General features: G+C 70.8%; 14 protein-coding genes and 4 pseudogenes. 10 read left to right on the plus strand and 8 right to left on the minus strand.

The annotated features are described in order from the left end of the window. Positions 1–30 precede the first annotated feature (30 nt). From ACIRB4_RS15245 to htpX, 3 genes are all read right to left on the minus strand, one after another. Complete coding sequence (locus ACIRB4_RS15245; protein ID WP_403291410.1) at positions 31–339, minus strand: DUF3040 domain-containing protein; 309 nt, start codon at positions 337–339, stop codon at positions 31–33. 227 nt (positions 340–566) lie between these two features. Continuing rightward, the gene (locus ACIRB4_RS15250) at positions 567–1,166 is read right to left on the minus strand and encodes a hypothetical protein (protein WP_403291412.1); all 600 of its coding nucleotides are present in this window, start codon (positions 1,164–1,166) and stop codon (positions 567–569) included. Positions 1,167–1,227: 61 nt separating this feature from the next. Continuing rightward, positions 1,228–2,142: a zinc metalloprotease HtpX gene (htpX, locus tag ACIRB4_RS15255; protein ID WP_403291414.1), complete on the minus strand. Its 915-nt coding sequence runs from the start codon at positions 2,140–2,142 to the stop codon at positions 1,228–1,230. 532 nt (positions 2,143–2,674) lie between these two features. Here htpX and ACIRB4_RS15260 point away from each other — a divergent pair. The 4 genes and pseudogenes from ACIRB4_RS15260 to ACIRB4_RS15275 all read left to right on the plus strand — a co-directional run. Then, on the plus strand, positions 2,675–3,673 hold the full coding sequence (locus ACIRB4_RS15260; protein WP_403291415.1) for a twin-arginine translocation signal domain-containing protein: 999 nt from the start codon (positions 2,675–2,677) through the stop codon (positions 3,671–3,673). Positions 3,674–4,610: 937 nt separating this feature from the next. Beyond that, positions 4,611–5,603, plus strand: a pseudogene (locus tag ACIRB4_RS15265) (S8 family serine peptidase); the annotation flags it as partial. A 148-nt stretch (positions 5,604–5,751) separates the two neighbouring features. Beyond that, the gene (locus ACIRB4_RS15270; RefSeq protein WP_403291417.1) at positions 5,752–6,489 is read left to right on the plus strand and encodes a TrmB family transcriptional regulator; all 738 of its coding nucleotides are present in this window, start codon (positions 5,752–5,754) and stop codon (positions 6,487–6,489) included. A gap of 137 nt (positions 6,490–6,626) precedes the next feature. Next, a pseudogene (locus ACIRB4_RS15275) lies at positions 6,627–6,748 on the plus strand (IS481 family transposase); the annotation flags it as partial. Here the strand turns inward: ACIRB4_RS15275 and ACIRB4_RS15280 are convergent. Together ACIRB4_RS15280 and ACIRB4_RS15285 are read right to left on the minus strand one after the other, a co-directional pair. Beyond that, complete coding sequence (locus ACIRB4_RS15280; protein WP_403291419.1) at positions 6,745–6,870, minus strand: hypothetical protein; 126 nt, start codon at positions 6,868–6,870, stop codon at positions 6,745–6,747. The pseudogene ACIRB4_RS15275 and the gene ACIRB4_RS15280 sit on opposite strands and share 4 nt — an antisense overlap. A gap of 66 nt (positions 6,871–6,936) precedes the next feature. After that, positions 6,937–7,227 carry a hypothetical protein gene (locus tag ACIRB4_RS15285; protein WP_403291421.1) on the minus strand — a complete coding sequence of 97 codons (291 nt, stop codon included), beginning with the start codon at positions 7,225–7,227 and terminating at the stop codon, positions 6,937–6,939. Between the two features lie 536 nt (positions 7,228–7,763). Between ACIRB4_RS15285 and ACIRB4_RS15290 the strand changes: the two genes are divergently transcribed. From ACIRB4_RS15290 to ACIRB4_RS15315, 6 genes and pseudogenes are all read left to right on the plus strand, one after another. Beyond that, the gene (locus ACIRB4_RS15290; protein ID WP_403291422.1) at positions 7,764–9,029 is read left to right on the plus strand and encodes an alpha/beta fold hydrolase; all 1,266 of its coding nucleotides are present in this window, start codon (positions 7,764–7,766) and stop codon (positions 9,027–9,029) included. Positions 9,030–9,074: 45 nt separating this feature from the next. Continuing rightward, on the plus strand, positions 9,075–9,707 hold the full coding sequence (locus ACIRB4_RS15295; protein ID WP_403291424.1) for an MBL fold metallo-hydrolase: 633 nt from the start codon (positions 9,075–9,077) through the stop codon (positions 9,705–9,707). A gap of 39 nt (positions 9,708–9,746) precedes the next feature. Then, a complete protein-coding gene (locus ACIRB4_RS15300; RefSeq protein WP_403291426.1) occupies positions 9,747–10,526 on the plus strand; it encodes an exodeoxyribonuclease III in 780 nt (259 codons plus the stop codon). Between the two features lie 78 nt (positions 10,527–10,604). Next, positions 10,605–11,042 carry a DUF6278 family protein gene (locus ACIRB4_RS15305; protein ID WP_403291427.1) on the plus strand — a complete coding sequence of 146 codons (438 nt, stop codon included), beginning with the start codon at positions 10,605–10,607 and terminating at the stop codon, positions 11,040–11,042. A 211-nt stretch (positions 11,043–11,253) separates the two neighbouring features. Beyond that, positions 11,254–11,382: pseudogene (locus tag ACIRB4_RS15310) on the plus strand (amino acid ABC transporter ATP-binding protein); the annotation flags it as partial. Positions 11,383–11,447: 65 nt separating this feature from the next. Then, positions 11,448–11,570: pseudogene (locus tag ACIRB4_RS15315) on the plus strand (amino acid ABC transporter permease); the annotation flags it as partial. 52 nt (positions 11,571–11,622) lie between these two features. On the opposite strand, the gene ACIRB4_RS15320 reads toward ACIRB4_RS15315, so the two are convergent. From ACIRB4_RS15320 to ACIRB4_RS15330, 3 genes are all read right to left on the minus strand, one after another. Further along, positions 11,623–13,170: an alpha/beta fold hydrolase gene (locus ACIRB4_RS15320; protein WP_403291429.1), complete on the minus strand. Its 1,548-nt coding sequence runs from the start codon at positions 13,168–13,170 to the stop codon at positions 11,623–11,625. Positions 13,171–13,293: 123 nt separating this feature from the next. Beyond that, positions 13,294–14,460 carry an Ig-like domain-containing protein gene (locus tag ACIRB4_RS15325; RefSeq protein WP_403291431.1) on the minus strand — a complete coding sequence of 389 codons (1,167 nt, stop codon included), beginning with the start codon at positions 14,458–14,460 and terminating at the stop codon, positions 13,294–13,296. Positions 14,461–14,587: 127 nt separating this feature from the next. Beyond that, positions 14,588–15,319 carry a hypothetical protein gene (locus tag ACIRB4_RS15330; RefSeq protein ID WP_403291433.1) on the minus strand — a complete coding sequence of 244 codons (732 nt, stop codon included), beginning with the start codon at positions 15,317–15,319 and terminating at the stop codon, positions 14,588–14,590. Positions 15,320–15,375 lie beyond the last annotated feature (56 nt).

Raw genomic sequence — 15,375 nt, forward strand, 5'->3', positions numbered from 1 at the left:
ACCGTCACACGGGCAGGCGCGAGCCGTCGGTCATGGCGCGGGGTGCATGGCCATGGCGGCGGGGCGCGGCGCGGGCCCCTCGTTCTCACCCGCGGGCGGCGTCGGCGGGGCGTTCAGGATCGCTGTGAGGAACAGCGCCACCAGGGCGATGACGGTCAGCACGATCGCCGCCACGGCGCGCGGGCTGCGGCGGGTGGCTCGGGTGGCCCCGGGCTGTTCCGGTTGTCCGGGGAACTGCTGGTTCAGGGTGCTCATCAGGGAGGCGAGAGCGGGGTCGTCCTGGCTGAGACGCCGCTCGATCTCGGCAAGGATGCGCTGGTCATCCGTGGAATGACTCATGGCGACCGCCTCGTGACCGCGGGGGACGGGTGGACGGCCACGGGTTGCCGCGGCCCTCCTCAGGAGTGTGCCCGTCCAGGCGCGGTCCAACGCGCCCGGAGTCACCACGCTCGGTCGTCGTCACCACGCCCGGTCGTCACCGCGCCCGGTCGTGACCACGCCCGGTCGTCACCGCGCTCGGCCGTCACCGCGCCCGGTCGTCACCGCGCTCGGCCGGGCCGGGGTCGTCACGGGCCGTCGCCGAGCCCCGGCGCGCCCCAGACGGGGAACCAGCGGGCCAGTTCGGGCTCGATCCGCAGGTCGTCGGCGAGGAGGGCCTTGACCTGGAGTTCCAGTGCGTTGTCGCGCTTCCCGGTGTCGCCGGGCAGGGGCGCGAAGGGGTAGAACGTGCCGCGCTTGTAGAGGTAGATCAGCGCGAGCACGTGCTCTCCCGCCGCCTCCCGGAAGGCGACCAGGGAGCACAGCAACTGGGGGCCGAAGCCGCCGTCCTGAAGGAGGGTGTTGACGGCGTGCAGGTCGTTGACCAGGGAGGCGGTGTCGTCGGGGGGATGGCGGACGAGGAGCCAGGTGTAGCCGTACGCGTCCCGGCTGAACTCCACCGGTGTGCCGCCCCGCCCGGTGTCCGCGTCGAGCAGCTCCCGGACCTCCTCCCGGAGCGCGGCGAAGGTGCCGCCCTCGACACCGGCGAAACACACCGAGCCGCTGCCCGTGGGGACGAACCCGGCTCCCGCCTGGAGGGTGATCGCGGCGGACGGCAGGGCGAAGAGCTGGTCGAGGTCCGGGCGTACCGGCTTGCTGCGGCCGAGGATCGCGTCGAGGAGTCCCACCGGGGGCACCTCCGCTCGGGACGGGTCGGGGTCGATCGGGACGGGCCGGGTCAGGGGCGGGTCAGGGGCGGCCGAGCTGTGCCGAGATCCGGCCGAGCTGGTCGATGCGCTGTTCGAGCGTCGGGTGGGAGGAGAGCAGCCGGCCCAGGCTCTCCCTGGAGGAGAACGCGGGAGCGAACCAGAAGGCGTTGAACGGTTCGGCCTTCCGAAGGTCCCGGGTCGGGATCCTCGCCATGTCGCCGGTCACCTTGGTGAGGGCGGAGGCCAGTGCGGAGGGGCGGCCGGTGAGCAGGGCTGCGGCGCGGTCGGCGGACAGCTCGCGGTAGCGGGAGAGCAGCCGGGTGAGCAGGAAGCTGATCACGTACACGACGGCGCTGACCAGCGGGATCAGGATCACGGCGATCGCGGCGCTGCCGTCGCGGCTGTTCCTGCCGAGCCCGCTGTAGAGGGCGACGCGGACCATGACTCCGGAGAGCACGCCGAGGAATGACGCGATGGTCATCACCGCGACGTCGCGGTGCGCGACGTGGGAGAGCTCGTGGGCGAGGACGCCCTCCAGCTCCTCGGGTTCCAGCCGCCGGAGCAGGCCGGTGGTGGCGCAGACCAGGGCGGTCTTCTCGCCGCGGCCGGTGGCGAAGGCGTTCGGCACATCGCTGTCCGCGATCGCCACCCGGGGCTTGGGCATGTCGGCGAGGGCGCACACGCGGTCGACGGCACCGTGCAGCCCGGGCGCCTGCTCGGGGGTGACCTCGCGGGCCCCCATGCCGAGGGCGGCGATGCGGTCGCTGAACCAGAACTGCGCGACGAACAGGCCGCCCGCGACCAGCAGGATGACGGGCCAGGAGCCCTCCAGGAGGACCAGCAGGGCGCCGACGAACAGGACGTAGAGCAGCCCGATCAGGAACATCGTCGTCACCATGCGCGTGGTGAGTCCCCGGTCCGGGACATAACGCGAGCGTGACCGGTCACCGGGCATCCGACTCACCCTCCAGGCAGAGAACCGCGGCGCGTGCCGTCCCTGCCAGTGTGCACCTGGCGCGCGCCCACCGGGCCGCATCCTCGTGGAGACGGACCCCGCTGGCCGTTTCCGCAGCTGAAGGCCGTCGTCTGGTGAGCCTTCCGGCCACCGGACAGGGTGTGAGGAACGCGTCGAGGCGACGCTGGTGTGCCGGGAAGCCTGGTCGGCGTCCGAGGGGCCGTGTGCCCATCCGCCCTCTGTCCCGGAGGCCGCCCCCATGGCGCAGCCACGCCCGCGCAAGCCGCTTTTCGTGGCCCTCGCCGACCTGCCCAGCCGGGCCGGCCCGTGTGACGACCTCCTGACCACAGCGGACCCGACCTGATCTGACCCGGCGATTGAGGTGCCGTGGTACGTGAGCGGCCGACGAGTGAGCGTTGCACAGACACCCACCGGTGTTGAAAGGTGATCGCTCATCAGGTCTCACCGAGGCCGATCCGGAGATCGGCCTCGGTGCTCGTCATGCGATTTGTGTCCAACGAGGGGAAGTTCCATGGGTACCGACGGATCAGCGAAGCGCGCCACCAGCCGGCGTGGGTTCCTCAAAGCGGGTGGAGGCGTTGCCGCCGCCATGGCGGGCGGCGCCGCACTCTCTTTGATGACGGCTCCCCCAGCGAGCGCGGCCGTGCCCGACTCGCCGCAGTTCAAGCTCAACGGAGCAGGCGGCAATCCGATATGGAAGAAGTCGCTGCATGCCAACTGGGTGATGCAGTCGTTCGGATACGACAACGTCCACCAGCACGTCTATTTTCTGCAGACGAACTCCGGGGCCACGAACGGTGACCTGTGGGTCACCAAGACCGATACGGCGGGCAATCAGCTGGGGTCCATGGCCCTGCACGGCTTCGGTCACGGGGTCTCGATAGGGGTGGAGCCGTACGGCGGGCAGGTCTACCTGTGGACGGAGTGGAAGGCCAGCGCCAGCGGATTCGGTACCAGGATCGGACGGTTCCCGTTCGTCAACGGTGGCGTGCTGGAGCGGAACGACCCCTCCGTCCAGGACCGCACGCCCTCCATCGGCGACACGATGATCAACCCCCAGCCCGTGATCGACCCGTTCACCGACCGGCTGCTGGTGCGCTACAACGTCGGAACCGACCAGCGTCGCATCGTCGCTTTCACGATGAGTGATGCCCGCGCCGGCCGGCTCACCAGCGGATACCGGCTGGTCGAGAGGGCCCTGCCGGCCCGCGGCGACTGGGGCAAGGCCAACCCGTTCCAGGGCTTCGCCGCCTACGGCCGGTATGCGTACCTGCTGGAAGGCCCCGTGGGGAACCCCTCGTACATCACCACGATCGACCTGAACGACGTCGGCGACTCCACAGTGGTGGACCGGTTCGCGACGACGGCCGGCGAGTCTCTGCCCGGTCGAGAACCGCAGGGCATGGCGGTCTGGCAGTCCTCCGGCGGGCCGAGGCTGGCCTTCGGCTTCCACTCGAACACGTCGGGAACCCGTCAGGCCAGCGTCTTCTACAAGAGCGAGTTCGTGTAGGCCGTGTTCCGGACGCGGCGGCGCCTTACACGTGTATCGGCAACTACATCAAGAACAATCTCACGTACATCGGAGTGCGCGGTGACGGTGCTCCGCAGTGGAAGTCCGGCTCCGGCAACATCTACGCCGATGAGGGCAACCACTGGGACGTCCTCTACTACAACTGCGGGGGCTGCTGAGCCCGAGCCCGCTGCGTAGCAAGGTGGGCGGTCTGCCGCGGGCTCTCGGGCAGACCGCTCCACCATGAACGCGCGTGCCACTCGACCGGTCGCCGTGGCCACGGTATGTGCCGGGCGGGTGAACGTGGCCGTGACCACGGCGGAGGGAGCGGCCGACAAGGGTTGTGAGCACGAGGACGAGGCGAACCGCTGCCTCCTGCGCACCTCACGGCGGCCGAACAACGACACGGTACGGAGAGGCGAAGTGGACATGCCTTCCCCGCAGCCGCCCAATGCCGGCGACACCCCTGCCGAAGGCGGGGGGCCTGACGTGGCGGGCCGGTGGCCGAGTGAGCCGGATGGGCTGGACGAGGCGGTACTGGATGCCGTATTCACCCAATCCGCCGTAGGGCTGCATGTCCTGGCCCGCCTCCATCTGACCGCGCTCCGCCTCACGCGGGAACAGCAAGAGCTCTCCGACGTCGAGGAGCCTTCCGCCGACTGCGCGATCGCGGTGCACGACCCGGTCAGCGGGATGCTCGACATCGCGCGGGCCGGGGACTGTTCTGTCGCGATCGCGCGCCCGGACGGCTCTGTCGAACCTGAGCCCGTACCGGTCGGATCACTCCTCGGCGCCGACGGGCCACCTTCCCCAGCGCCACGTACACCCTTCAGCCAGGAGGTACTGTCTGCCTGGCCTCGCGGAGCGCGGGAGCGCCCCCTCTCCCGTGGAGGCGCTGACGAGAGCCCTGTCGCATCCGAAGCATCCGACCGAGACCATGGCCGACGCGCTCGCAGAGCTCCTCGAACCCGACGACGTAGTTGTCGTGGCGCGCACCCACCATCTGCCGAACGACCAGGTGGCAACCTGGGAGCTGTCGGCGGATCCGGCGGCGGTGGCAGGTGCGCGCCGTCAGGTGGACAGCTGCCTGGAGCGGTGGGGGACCGCGGTCGACCGGTTCACGGTGGAGCTGGTCGTCAGCGAACTGGTCACCAACGCCATCCGCTACGGAACCCCACCGATCGTCCTGCGTCTGGTGAGGCAACCTCACCTGCTGACCTGCGAGGTCGAGGACGCCTCCATGACGGCGCCGTACCCCAGGCACGCCAGGGAGAGCGACGAAGGCGGCCGGGGACTCTACATCTGCGCCGGCCTCACGGACAGTTGGGGAGTCCGCTACACGGCGAACGGACATCCGCCCGGGCAGTCGGCGTTGCGTGTGCCGGCGCCGGCGTCGCGGCCCGGGAGCAGACGAGAACCAGCGGTCACGCGGAGGGTGGAGGAAGGACCGCTTCAGGCGAGGAGCTTCGCGTTGGCCCGGTCGTACTCCTCCGCGCTGATGTCGCCCAACATGAGCCTCGGCAACTCCTACCCGACGGACGGCAGCGACCCGATGTCGCAGATGGTCGACGCTCTCTCCGCCCGGTACGGCACGCTGTTCGTGGTAGCCGCCGGCAACGCGGGGCCGGAGACCATCTCCGCCCCGGGCGCGGCCGCGTCGGCGCTGACCGTGGCCGCCACGGACAAGCAGGACCGCCTCGCGTCCTTCTCCAGCACCGGACCGCTGGCCCACTCCGGTGGCATGAAGCCCGACATCGCGGCGCCGGGCGTCGACATCACCGCCGCCCGGTCGCAGGAGATGACCGACGGCGGGGAGGGGCTCTACCGCACCATCAGCGGTACGTCGATGGCCACCCCGCACGTGGCCGGCGCCGCGGCGATCCTGGTCCAGCAGCACCCGGAGTGGACCGGCGCGCAGCTGAAGGAGCACCTGACGAGCACCGCCAAGGGCCTGGACGGCAGTTACTCGCCGTACGAGGTCGGCACCGGCCGTCTCGACGTGGCCGCCGCCGTCCGGACCACGGTCCGCGCCACCGGATCGCTCTTCTTCGGCAACCACACAAGAGAGTCGATCGCGGATGCTGGATGTTCTGGGCCTCGAACCCGACGACGAGCGCGTCTACCGGGCTCTGCTCGGACAACCGAACTCCACCGCGGTTCGCCTCGCCGACCTGCTGACCCTGTCGCGGGCCGACGTCGGCACGGCGTTGTCCCATCTGACCGAGTGGGGACTGGCGACCGGGGCGGCGGACGAGCGGTTCACCGCCGCGCCGCCGGCCATGGCGCTCGGCGCGCTCATCACCCAGCGCCGGGACGGGCTGCGCATGGCCGAGCAGGCGCTGGTGCCCTTCGCCGAGGAACACCGGGCAGCGATGACCGGAGACAGCATCAGCGATCTGATCGAGGTCGTCACCGGCGTCGACGCCATCCGCCATCGCTTCCTCCAGGTGCAGCAGGCGGCCCGTGCGCAGGTCCGCTCCTTCATCACCGCACCGTTCGTCGCCCTGCCTCCCGACGAGAACACGGCCGAACCCATGGCCCTCGACCGCGGTGTGCTCTTCCGCGCCGTACTGGACCGCGCGGTAATGGCAGAACCCGGAATCGTCCGTGACGCCATCGACTCCCTGCGCAACGGCGTGCAGTTGCGTGTCACCGACCACCTGCCGATGAAACTCGTCCTGGCCGACGCCGACCTCGGCCTGTCCCCGCGCACCCTGCACCGCCGCCTGCGCCGTCTGATGGACCTGGCGGGAGTCCAGACCCGGATGCAGCTGGGTGCCTACGCGGTCCGAAGCGGGTGGGCGGAGCACCTGTGAACATGGGGAGGAGGCGCGCGCCCACCGCTCTTGACGCCTTCCCATCGCCCTGTTGCACGGTTCGAACCCGCCGTGTCCTGCTTTGCGACACTGTGCGCTGCAGGGAGAGTACTCGGGCCCCCCAGGGCAGCGTGCGCACCGAGCGGACCGAGGCTGTGGCAGATTCCTCCACACCTAAGACCACCACCGATGCCACACCGCACTCGGCGGCGAGTCACCGATCAGCCGTGTCGACAACGCTCCCGGTCAGTACACCTAGTCGCCGGGGTCGGGCTCCTTCTGTCCCGACTTCTTGGCGCAGTCCGGACACAGCGAGGCGCTCCACGTACCCGTGTGCCGGGCACCGCACTTCGTGCACTTCAGTTCATTGGACCGGGCCATGGCCCCTCCGTCGCTCGGGGATGTGTGTTCTGCGGCCGCTGCCGTCGTCGGTACCGGTTCCAGCGCCTAGTCCGGGGCCGGTCCCAAAATTTCGCCGATCTCGCCCAGGAACTCGCGCCATGGCTCCGCCTCCGCGTCACCACCGTTCTGGAAGGCACTGGCCCACCCCTGAACGACCCACATCCGGTAGTCGTTCCAGATGTGCCCATTGCCCGGCGGCAGGAGGATCACCGCTTCGAGGAGACGTCGGTACATCTCCGGCCTTGCCTCCGTGAACAGCATCCCTTTGTCGATGGCCTGCTGGTAGCCGCCGATCTCTTCGAAGAGAACCCTCAGCCGGTCCATGCTGCTGGTCATCTGTCCTCCTGCGCGCTTGTGTGCCTGTGCGAGGGCCGGTGTGTGGCGCGTCCGGGAAGGCCAACGGTAGGGGCCGTCAGGCGTGTTGGGCAGAAAAGTGCGCAAGGTGGTCCTCGCCGGCGGGGCGATCTTCGCTACGTCGAAACCCCTCCCCGTGTAGACGCGACGACATTCCCGTGCGCGCCCGCGGCCGTTGCCGCCGCCCTCGAAGGCGTCCGCCGCGCGTGAGCTCCTCACTGGTTCGCGAGCGCCACCGAGAACCGAATGTGTGCCGTTCGCGTGACACCGGAGAAAGCGTCGGCATGCACGCGGGGGGCACAGCACGCGCGAGATCGGCGGCACGGGCCGCCGTGGTGGCCGGGGCGCTGGTCACGGGGGCGATAGCGGTCGGTGGCCAGTCGGCGCAAGCCGCCGGCTCGGCCGCGTACGAGGGGTCTCCATGGGCCTGCTCTGGACCTGATCTGGCGGGAGGGGGAGGAGCCACCAGGTTCGACCCGGCGACGTGAGGCGCCGTGGTACGTGAGAGGGTCTGGCGGGTGAGCGAGACACCACCGAACACCCTGCAATACCGCGTTGACGGGCCCGGAGACGCCCCGGTCCTGGTGATCGGACCTTCCCTCGGTACCACATGGCACATGTGGGACCGGCAGGTCCCCGAGCTGACCCGTCAGTGGCGCGTCGTCCGCTTCGACCTGCCCGGTCACGGCGGCGCGCCCGCCCGCCCCTTCACCTCCGTCGCCGAGCTCGGTGACCGGCTGCTGGCCACCCTCGACGAGCTCGGCGTCCAGCGCTTCGGCTACGCCGGCTGCTCCATCGGCGGCGCCGTCGGCCTCGACCTGGCGCTGCGGGCGCCCCACCGGGTCGCCTCGCTGGCCCTGGTGGCCACCTCCCCCCGGTTCGGCAGCGCCGACGAGTTCCGGCAGCGGGGAGTGATCGTGCGCACCCACGGCCTCGAACCCATGGCCCGTACCGCCCCCGAACAGTGGTTCACCCCCGGCTTCGCCGCCACCCAGCCCGCGATCGTCGAGTGGGCCGTGCAGATGGTGCGCACGACCGACCCCGGCTGCTACATCGGCGCCTGCGAGGCGCTCGCCCTCTTCGACGTCCGTGACTCCCTGGGCCGCATCGGCATCCCCGCCCTCGTGCTGGTCGGCGCCGACGACCAGGTCACCGGTCCCGCCGAGGCCCGCACCCTGGTCGCCGGGATAGCCGACGCCCGGCTCGCCGTCGTCCCCGGCGCCTCCCACCTCGCCCCCGTCGAGCAGCCCGGCGCCGTCACCGACCTCCTCACGAACCACTTCGCCGGGATCGTGCACGACACGCAGAGCGCCCTGCCCGCCCCGCCGATGCCGCCCGTCTCCGCCCCGGTCGTCCCCGTCGCCGAGATCGCCCCCGCGCCCGCGCCCGAGCTCGCCGGATCCGCGCGGCCCGACACGTACGACGAGGGCCTCAAGCTGCGCCGCGAGATCCTCGGCGACGCCCATGTGGACCAGGTCCTCGCCGACGAGTTCGGCGCCGACTTCCAGTCCCTGGTCACCCGCTACGCCTGGGGCGAGGTGTGGAGCCGCGACGGGCTCGACCGCCGCACCCGCAGCTGTGTGACCCTCACGGCCCTGATCGCGGGCGGCCACCTGGAGGCGCTGGCCGATCACACCCGGGCCGCGCTGCGCAACGGTCTGACCCCCGCCGAGATCCGCGAGGTCCTGCTCCAGACCGCGGTCTACTGCGGCATGCCCGCAGCCGACAGCGCCCTGCGGGTCGTGAGCCGGGTGATCAAGGAGGAGACCACGCCCCAGGCGTAGGCTGACCGGGCATGCCCATGCCCGGAACGTGTGAGGTGGACTCCTGTGAAGCTGACGAAGAAGTCGCACGCCTGCATCCGCTTGGAGAAGGACGGGCGGACGCTCGTCATCGACCCCGGCGGCTTCACCGAGCAGGACGCCGCCCTCGGCGCCGACGCCGTTCTCGTCACCCACGAGCACCCCGACCACTTCGACGAGAACCGGCTGCGGGCCGGTCTGGAGGCCAACCCGGCGGCCGAGATCTGGACGCTGAGGAGCGTCGCCGAGCAGCTCTCGGCCGCCTTCCCCGGCCGGGTGCACACCGTCGGGCACGGCGACACCTTCAGCGCGGCCGGCTTCGACGTCCAGGTGCACGGCGAGCTGCACGCGGTGATCCACCCGGACATCCCGCGGATCACCAACATCGGCTTCCTCGTCGACGGCTCGCTCTTCCACCCCGGCGACGCGCTGACCGTCCCCGGGCAGCCGGTGGAGACGCTGATGCTGCCGGTGATGGCCCCCTGGAACAAGATCTCCGAGGTCATCGACTACGTCCGCGAGGTCAAGCCGCAGCGCGCCTTCGACATCCACGACGCCCTGCTCACCGACCTCGCCCGGCCGATCTACGACCGGCAGATCGGCGCGCTCGGCGGCACGGACCACGGGCGGCTGGCCCCCGGGGACTCCGCCGAGCTGTGAACTCGATGACTGTCACACCCCGCCGTTAGGCTTGCGCGCATGCGCATCGCCACATGGAACGTCAATTCGATCACCGCCCGGCTGCCCCGGCTCCTGGCCTGGCTGGAGAGCAGCGGTACGGACGTGCTCTGCCTCCAGGAGACCAAGTGCACCGCCGAGCAGTTCCCCACCGACGAGCTGCGCGAGCTGGGGTACGAGTCGGTGGTCCACGCCGACGGGCGGTGGAACGGCGTGGCGCTGCTCTCCAAGGTCGGCGTGGAGGACGTCGTCATGGGCCTGCCCGGCGGGCCCGACTACGAGAGCGTGCAGGAGCCCCGGGCCGTCTCGGCGACCTGCGGCCCGGTCCGCGTCTGGTCGGTGTACGTGCCCAACGGCCGCGAGGTCGCCCATGACCACTACGCCTACAAGCTGCGCTGGCTGGAGGCGCTCAAGGGAGCGGTCGCCGCGGACGCGGCGGGGGAGCGCCCCTTCGCCGTCCTCGGGGACTTCAACATCGCCCCCACCGACGACGACGTCTGGGACATCTCCCTCTTCGAGGGCGCCACGCACGTCACCGCGCCGGAGCGGGCCGCGCTCGCCGGACTGCGGGAGACGGGCCTGTCCGACGTGGTCCCGCGCCCCCTCAAGTACGACCATCCGTTCACGTACTGGGACTACCGCCAGCTCTGCTTCCCCAAGAACCGGGGTATGCGCATCGACCTGGTGTACGGCAACAAGCCCTTCGCCGACGCGGTCAAGGACAGCTATGTCGACCGCGAGGAGCGCAAGGGCAAGGGCGCGTCCGACCACGCCCCCGTCGTCGTCGACCTCGACGTCTAGCACCTTCCGGCACCCGGTGGGGCGGTGATCTCCGCGTGCCGGGTGGTCCACGGGAGGGTCCGGTGCGACGCTGGTCGGATGAACATCCCCTTCCTGGGCAACTGGCGCAAGCGGCACGCAGTCGGGACCTCTCCGCTGACGGCGGCCTTCGACCGCGACCCGGAGGGCGTCGGCGAGCTGCTCGCCGAGTGCGAGCTGCTGCGTGCCAGGGCCCAGGAGGCCGGGGTGGAGCTGGACGACACCCCGCGCTCGCTGGCGGCCCTCGACCAGCTGCCGCCGCTCTGGCGCGACGACCCTGAGGAGCTGCCCTGGATCGGCAACGACGCCGGTCTGTATCTGGGCACGGTCGTCGTCCGCACGGTGCCGGGTGCCTGCTGGCAGGTGTGGCCCGGAGGGCAGCCGGTGGTGCGGCTCGCCTCCGGCCGTGAGATCAACGTGGTCGAGGCCGGCCTCGACTGGGCCGTGAGCGGATCCCCGGAGCTCTCCCACGTGTACGCGGAGGCCTCCGAGTGCTGACCGGCCGCCCCACCCTTCCGCAGTAAATACGGCTTATTCGTGTTTCATGCGTGTCGGGTGTGAAGTCCCTTTTCGTGCTGGATAGTTTGCGCTGACCTCGACAGAGCCGAGAAGGGGGCAGGGCAGCGCATGGCCGTCGACCCGTTGATCGAGCTGCGTGGCGTCGACACACACGGCCCAGCTCTCCGGCGGCCGGCAGCTGGGGGTCCCCCTCGTCACCCACGAGATGGGCTTCGCCCGCTCCGCCACCCACCGCGTCGTCCTCATGGCCGGTGGCCGGGTCGTCGAGGACCGCACCCCCGAGGACTTCTTCACCGCCCCGCGCAGGGGCCGCGCCAAGAGGCCGGCCCGCCCGTCAAGGGGCAGCAGCCCGACGCGCTCCCGAGGTACCGGATCGCGGCCGCGTCCTGGTGCGCCACGTGGGTCGCCAGGAAGGAGCGCCGCAGTCTCAGGGCGAAGGCCGTGGAGGTCGCCCCGGCCGAACCGGGGACGCTGCTGCCGGGCGGAGGTCCTCCCACGGGCGCGTAGCGGTCGCGCAGCAGTTCGCAGGAAGCCCTGCCCGTCCGGCAGCAGCCGGTGATCACTCCTCCCGCAGCGGGACCGACACGTACGACGGGTCCGCCGGCGGGGAGGAGAAGGTCAGCTGCGCGCCGGTCGGGTTGTGCTCGATGTAGAGGGGGTCGACGGTGTCGACGACCACGGCGAGACGGTGTCCGGCGGGCACGTCGTAGGCCGTGGAGAACAGCTCCAGATCGACGGTGAACGGCTCGCCGGGCGTCTTCCCGTGGAACGTGTACGGGGCGTTGCTCACCAGTCTGCCGAGTCCGAGCGGGCCCACGTCGTAGAGGTACGCGACGAGGGTGCCGCTCTCGGCCGTGGAGGTGACCGTGGTGTGGAGCTTCGCCGTGCCGCGCACCCGCTGGGCGGTGGCGTAGCGCTCGGACTGCCACACGCCGGCGAAGGCGCGGGGGAGGAGCGGGATGGAGGCCACGGGCGGGGTCCCGAGGAACTGGTCCAGGGCGTTGGAGAGGAGGACGACGCCGCCATTGGCTCCGGAGTCGACGTTCGCCCGGATCTTCTGGGAGCCGCCGAGGGCGATCTTCCGCTGGTCGGCGCCGACCGATTTCCAGTCGGGGTACCCCTCGTAGCCGCCGCTGGAACGGGTCTTGAGCTGGACGGGCTGCTCGCGGTCGATGCCGTTGTCGGCGCCCTTGAGGTAGCGGTCGAACCAGCGGTGCGCGCTGGTCCAGGTGTCGTTGGGCAGGCCGAGCAGGCCGGTGGCCTCGGCGGTGGCGTGGTCGCCCGGGCGGAACTCCAGGCGCTTGGGCCCCTGGAGCTTCTCGTAGAAGGACGCGTACTGGTTGGGCGGGAAGACGGTGTCCCCCCAGGCGTTCCCGAGCATGATCGCGGCGCCGTTGGCGTTGATCCGGTCCAGGTAGGTGACGGCGGAGCGCTTCCTGCCCCAGGCGATCATCTTCTCCTCCTGGGCGAGGTCGGAGGAGAGGAAGTCGCCCAGGATCTCCTGGAGTTCGGGCCCGGGGCGGCCGGTGAGGTAGCCGGCGCCGCCGAGCAGGGCAGCGGCCTGGAGGTGCTGGGTGCGGCCGCTGTAGATCGACTCGATGAGGTCGGCCCAGCCGCTCAGCGCCGCCACGGCCTTGACGCGCTTGTCGTGCGCGGCGGCGAGCAGGCTGATCCCGGCGCCGTACGAGACGCCCGCCATGCCGATCCTGTCGGGGTCGGCGTGGGTGTTCGCGAGGACCCAGTCGATGACCTTGGAGGCGTCGGCGACGTCCTTCGGCCCGGCGGTCTCGATGTGCCCGCCGGACTGCCAGAAACCGCGCGAGTTGTAACTGACCACGACATAGCCGGAGTCGGCGAGCTTCCGGGCCTGGGCGAGGTACTCGACCTGGGGCATGGCCCAGCTGGTGGGCAGCACGATCACGGGGTGGCGGGCGCCGGAGCCCGCATCCGCCGGGGTGACGACATTGGCCTTCAGGACGGTGCCGCCGTCGCCGGCGATGTCGACGAAGCGGATGCCGGTCTCGGTGGCGTGGGCGGCGGGCGCGAGCCCGAGCGCCGTCCCCGCCACGAGGGCGGCCGAGACGGCGAGGACCAAGGGTGTGCGCACGGGTCACTCCTCACTGGGATCACTGATGGGGGGCAGTGAAAGTGACCCGACGGTAACCGGGGAGACTTACTCCTGGTAACCGATCGGTGAGTTACGTGCGGGTAACGATTATTGGACGCCCTGTCAATTGAGGGCGCTCTTGGACCGCCACTCGGCCCAGGACAGATTCCACTCGCCGTAGCCGTTGTTCAGCGCCTGTGTCCCCTTGGCCTCGGAACCGGTGATCTCGAAGGGGTCGCCCACCCGCACCTGGTCGTACACGGCCCGCGCGTCGCCGTCGCTCATCCCGACGCAGCCCGAGCTCCTGTTGGCGCTGCCGAAGTACGCCGCGTTCCACGGCGCCGCGTGCGCGTACATCCCCGACCAGGTCAGCCGCATCGAGTAGTCGACCATCTTGTCGTAGGCGTCACCGAGACCCACGGTCTCCGAGCGCATGTTGATGGTGCCCTCCTTCGACATCAGGACGGTCCTGCCGCGCCAGGAGGCCTTCTCGCCGCCGGGTGTCCCGGCCGACATGGGTACGTCCAGGACCTCGGCGCCGTCCCGCAGCAGCTTCAGCCGGTGGTTGTCGAGGTCGACCTTGACGAGCTGCTCGCGACCGATGCCGAAGGTGGTGGTGTAGTCGCGTACGAACCAGCCGCCGGCGCCGGAGTCGATCCCGCTCAGCCGGGCGTCGAGGGTGACCTTCGTACCGGCCTTCCAGTACTCCTTCGGCCGCCAGTCGACCCGGTCCTTGCCGGACCAGTCCCGCATCCAGCCCCAGGAGCCCTCGGTGCGGTTGGAGGTGGTGACCGTGAGGTGCTTCTCGACCTCGGCCTTGTTCTTCACCGGGTGGTCGAAGACGATCGACAGCGGCTGGGCGATGCCGACGGTGGTGTTCTTGCCGGGGGCGAGCGTCAGCTTGTTGACCCGCTCGGCCGGCGCGGTGGTGAACCCGGCCCGGGCGCTCCCGCCGGACGCGTCCCGCGCCTCGATCGCGTAGGCGGTTCCCGGGACGGCCTTGCGCGAGGAGGTCCAGCTCGTCCCGTCGGCGGACAGCTTCCCCTCAAGGCGGCCGCCCTTGGAGTCGGTCACGTCGACCCGCGAGAGCTTCCCCTCGGCGAGCCGGACGACGACCGGTTCGCCGGCCGTGGCCCGCTCCCCGGTGAGATTCACCGCTATCCGCGTCCGTGGCGCCCCCTCCTCCGCGCCGCCGGCCGCCGGCGTCCCCCCGGAGCAGGAGGTGACGGCGGCCAGGGCGAGCGCCCCGGCGGCGGTGGCGAGCAGGGTGCGCGGGCGTATGCGGTTCACGGGGACGACCTCCGGTGTGGATCACTTTCGCGGGGAGAGAGGGGCGGAGGCCGGGAAAGGTTGCGTACGTTTGCTCTATTTCACGGTCGTCGGGTGTGAGATGGGCGATACGCTCGACCGGCGTCCGTCAGGTCGTCGCCGGTTCGGCCGTGACGGCCGTCATCGCGTGCCGCGTCACATCGGCGACCAGCTCCACCACGTCCGGGCCGTACGCCTGCGAGTTGACCACCTTGAGGAGCAGGACGAACGGGCCGGAGCCGTAGGTGCGCGCCAGTTTCTCGTGGTGCTTGGCCAGATAGCGGGTCGCGGCCTGGTTGGTGACCGCGAACTGCCCGCAGAAGAGGAACACCGGCCGCCCCCCGTCGCCCGCCGTGAGCCGGGCGAGGACGACGTACTCCGTCACGCCGTTCACCCCCCGGTACACCTCGCCCCCGATCGTGAACATGCCCCGGTCCTCGACCGGTTCCGACTCCACGTTCATGAGCAGACCCGGAAGGAGGGAGGACAGATGCGCGGCCATCCGGCGATTGGAGTACGGTCCGCCGACGCAGAACTCCGCGAGGTCGCCGATGCCCTGCCGTGCCGAGTCGTGCTGGACTATCCGGGGCTGCGCCCCGCAGTCCTTGATGAGGGCGGACAGTTCGAGCAGCGCGGAGACGTCGGTACGGTGCACCGAGCCCTCGCTGCCCGCCTTGCGGTTCACCACCAGCAGGCACTCGGAACCGCCGGTGAGCCCGAAGAACGCCTGCTTCCGGCGGAGCCCGCGGCGCCACAGATACGTGCGGGTCAGCCAGCCCAGCGACGCGCTGACGCCGGTCGCGAGCACGCCGAGGACGACATTGCGCAGGTCTTCATTCATGGGCGCGCATGCTAGCGGGGCGGCGCCACTCCGTTCGAGGCGGTCCTGACGAGGAG

Origin of the sequence: Streptomyces sp. NPDC093600 (genome assembly GCF_044764755.1) — a bacterium.
Classification (GTDB): Bacteria; Actinomycetota; Actinomycetes; order Streptomycetales; family Streptomycetaceae; genus Streptomyces.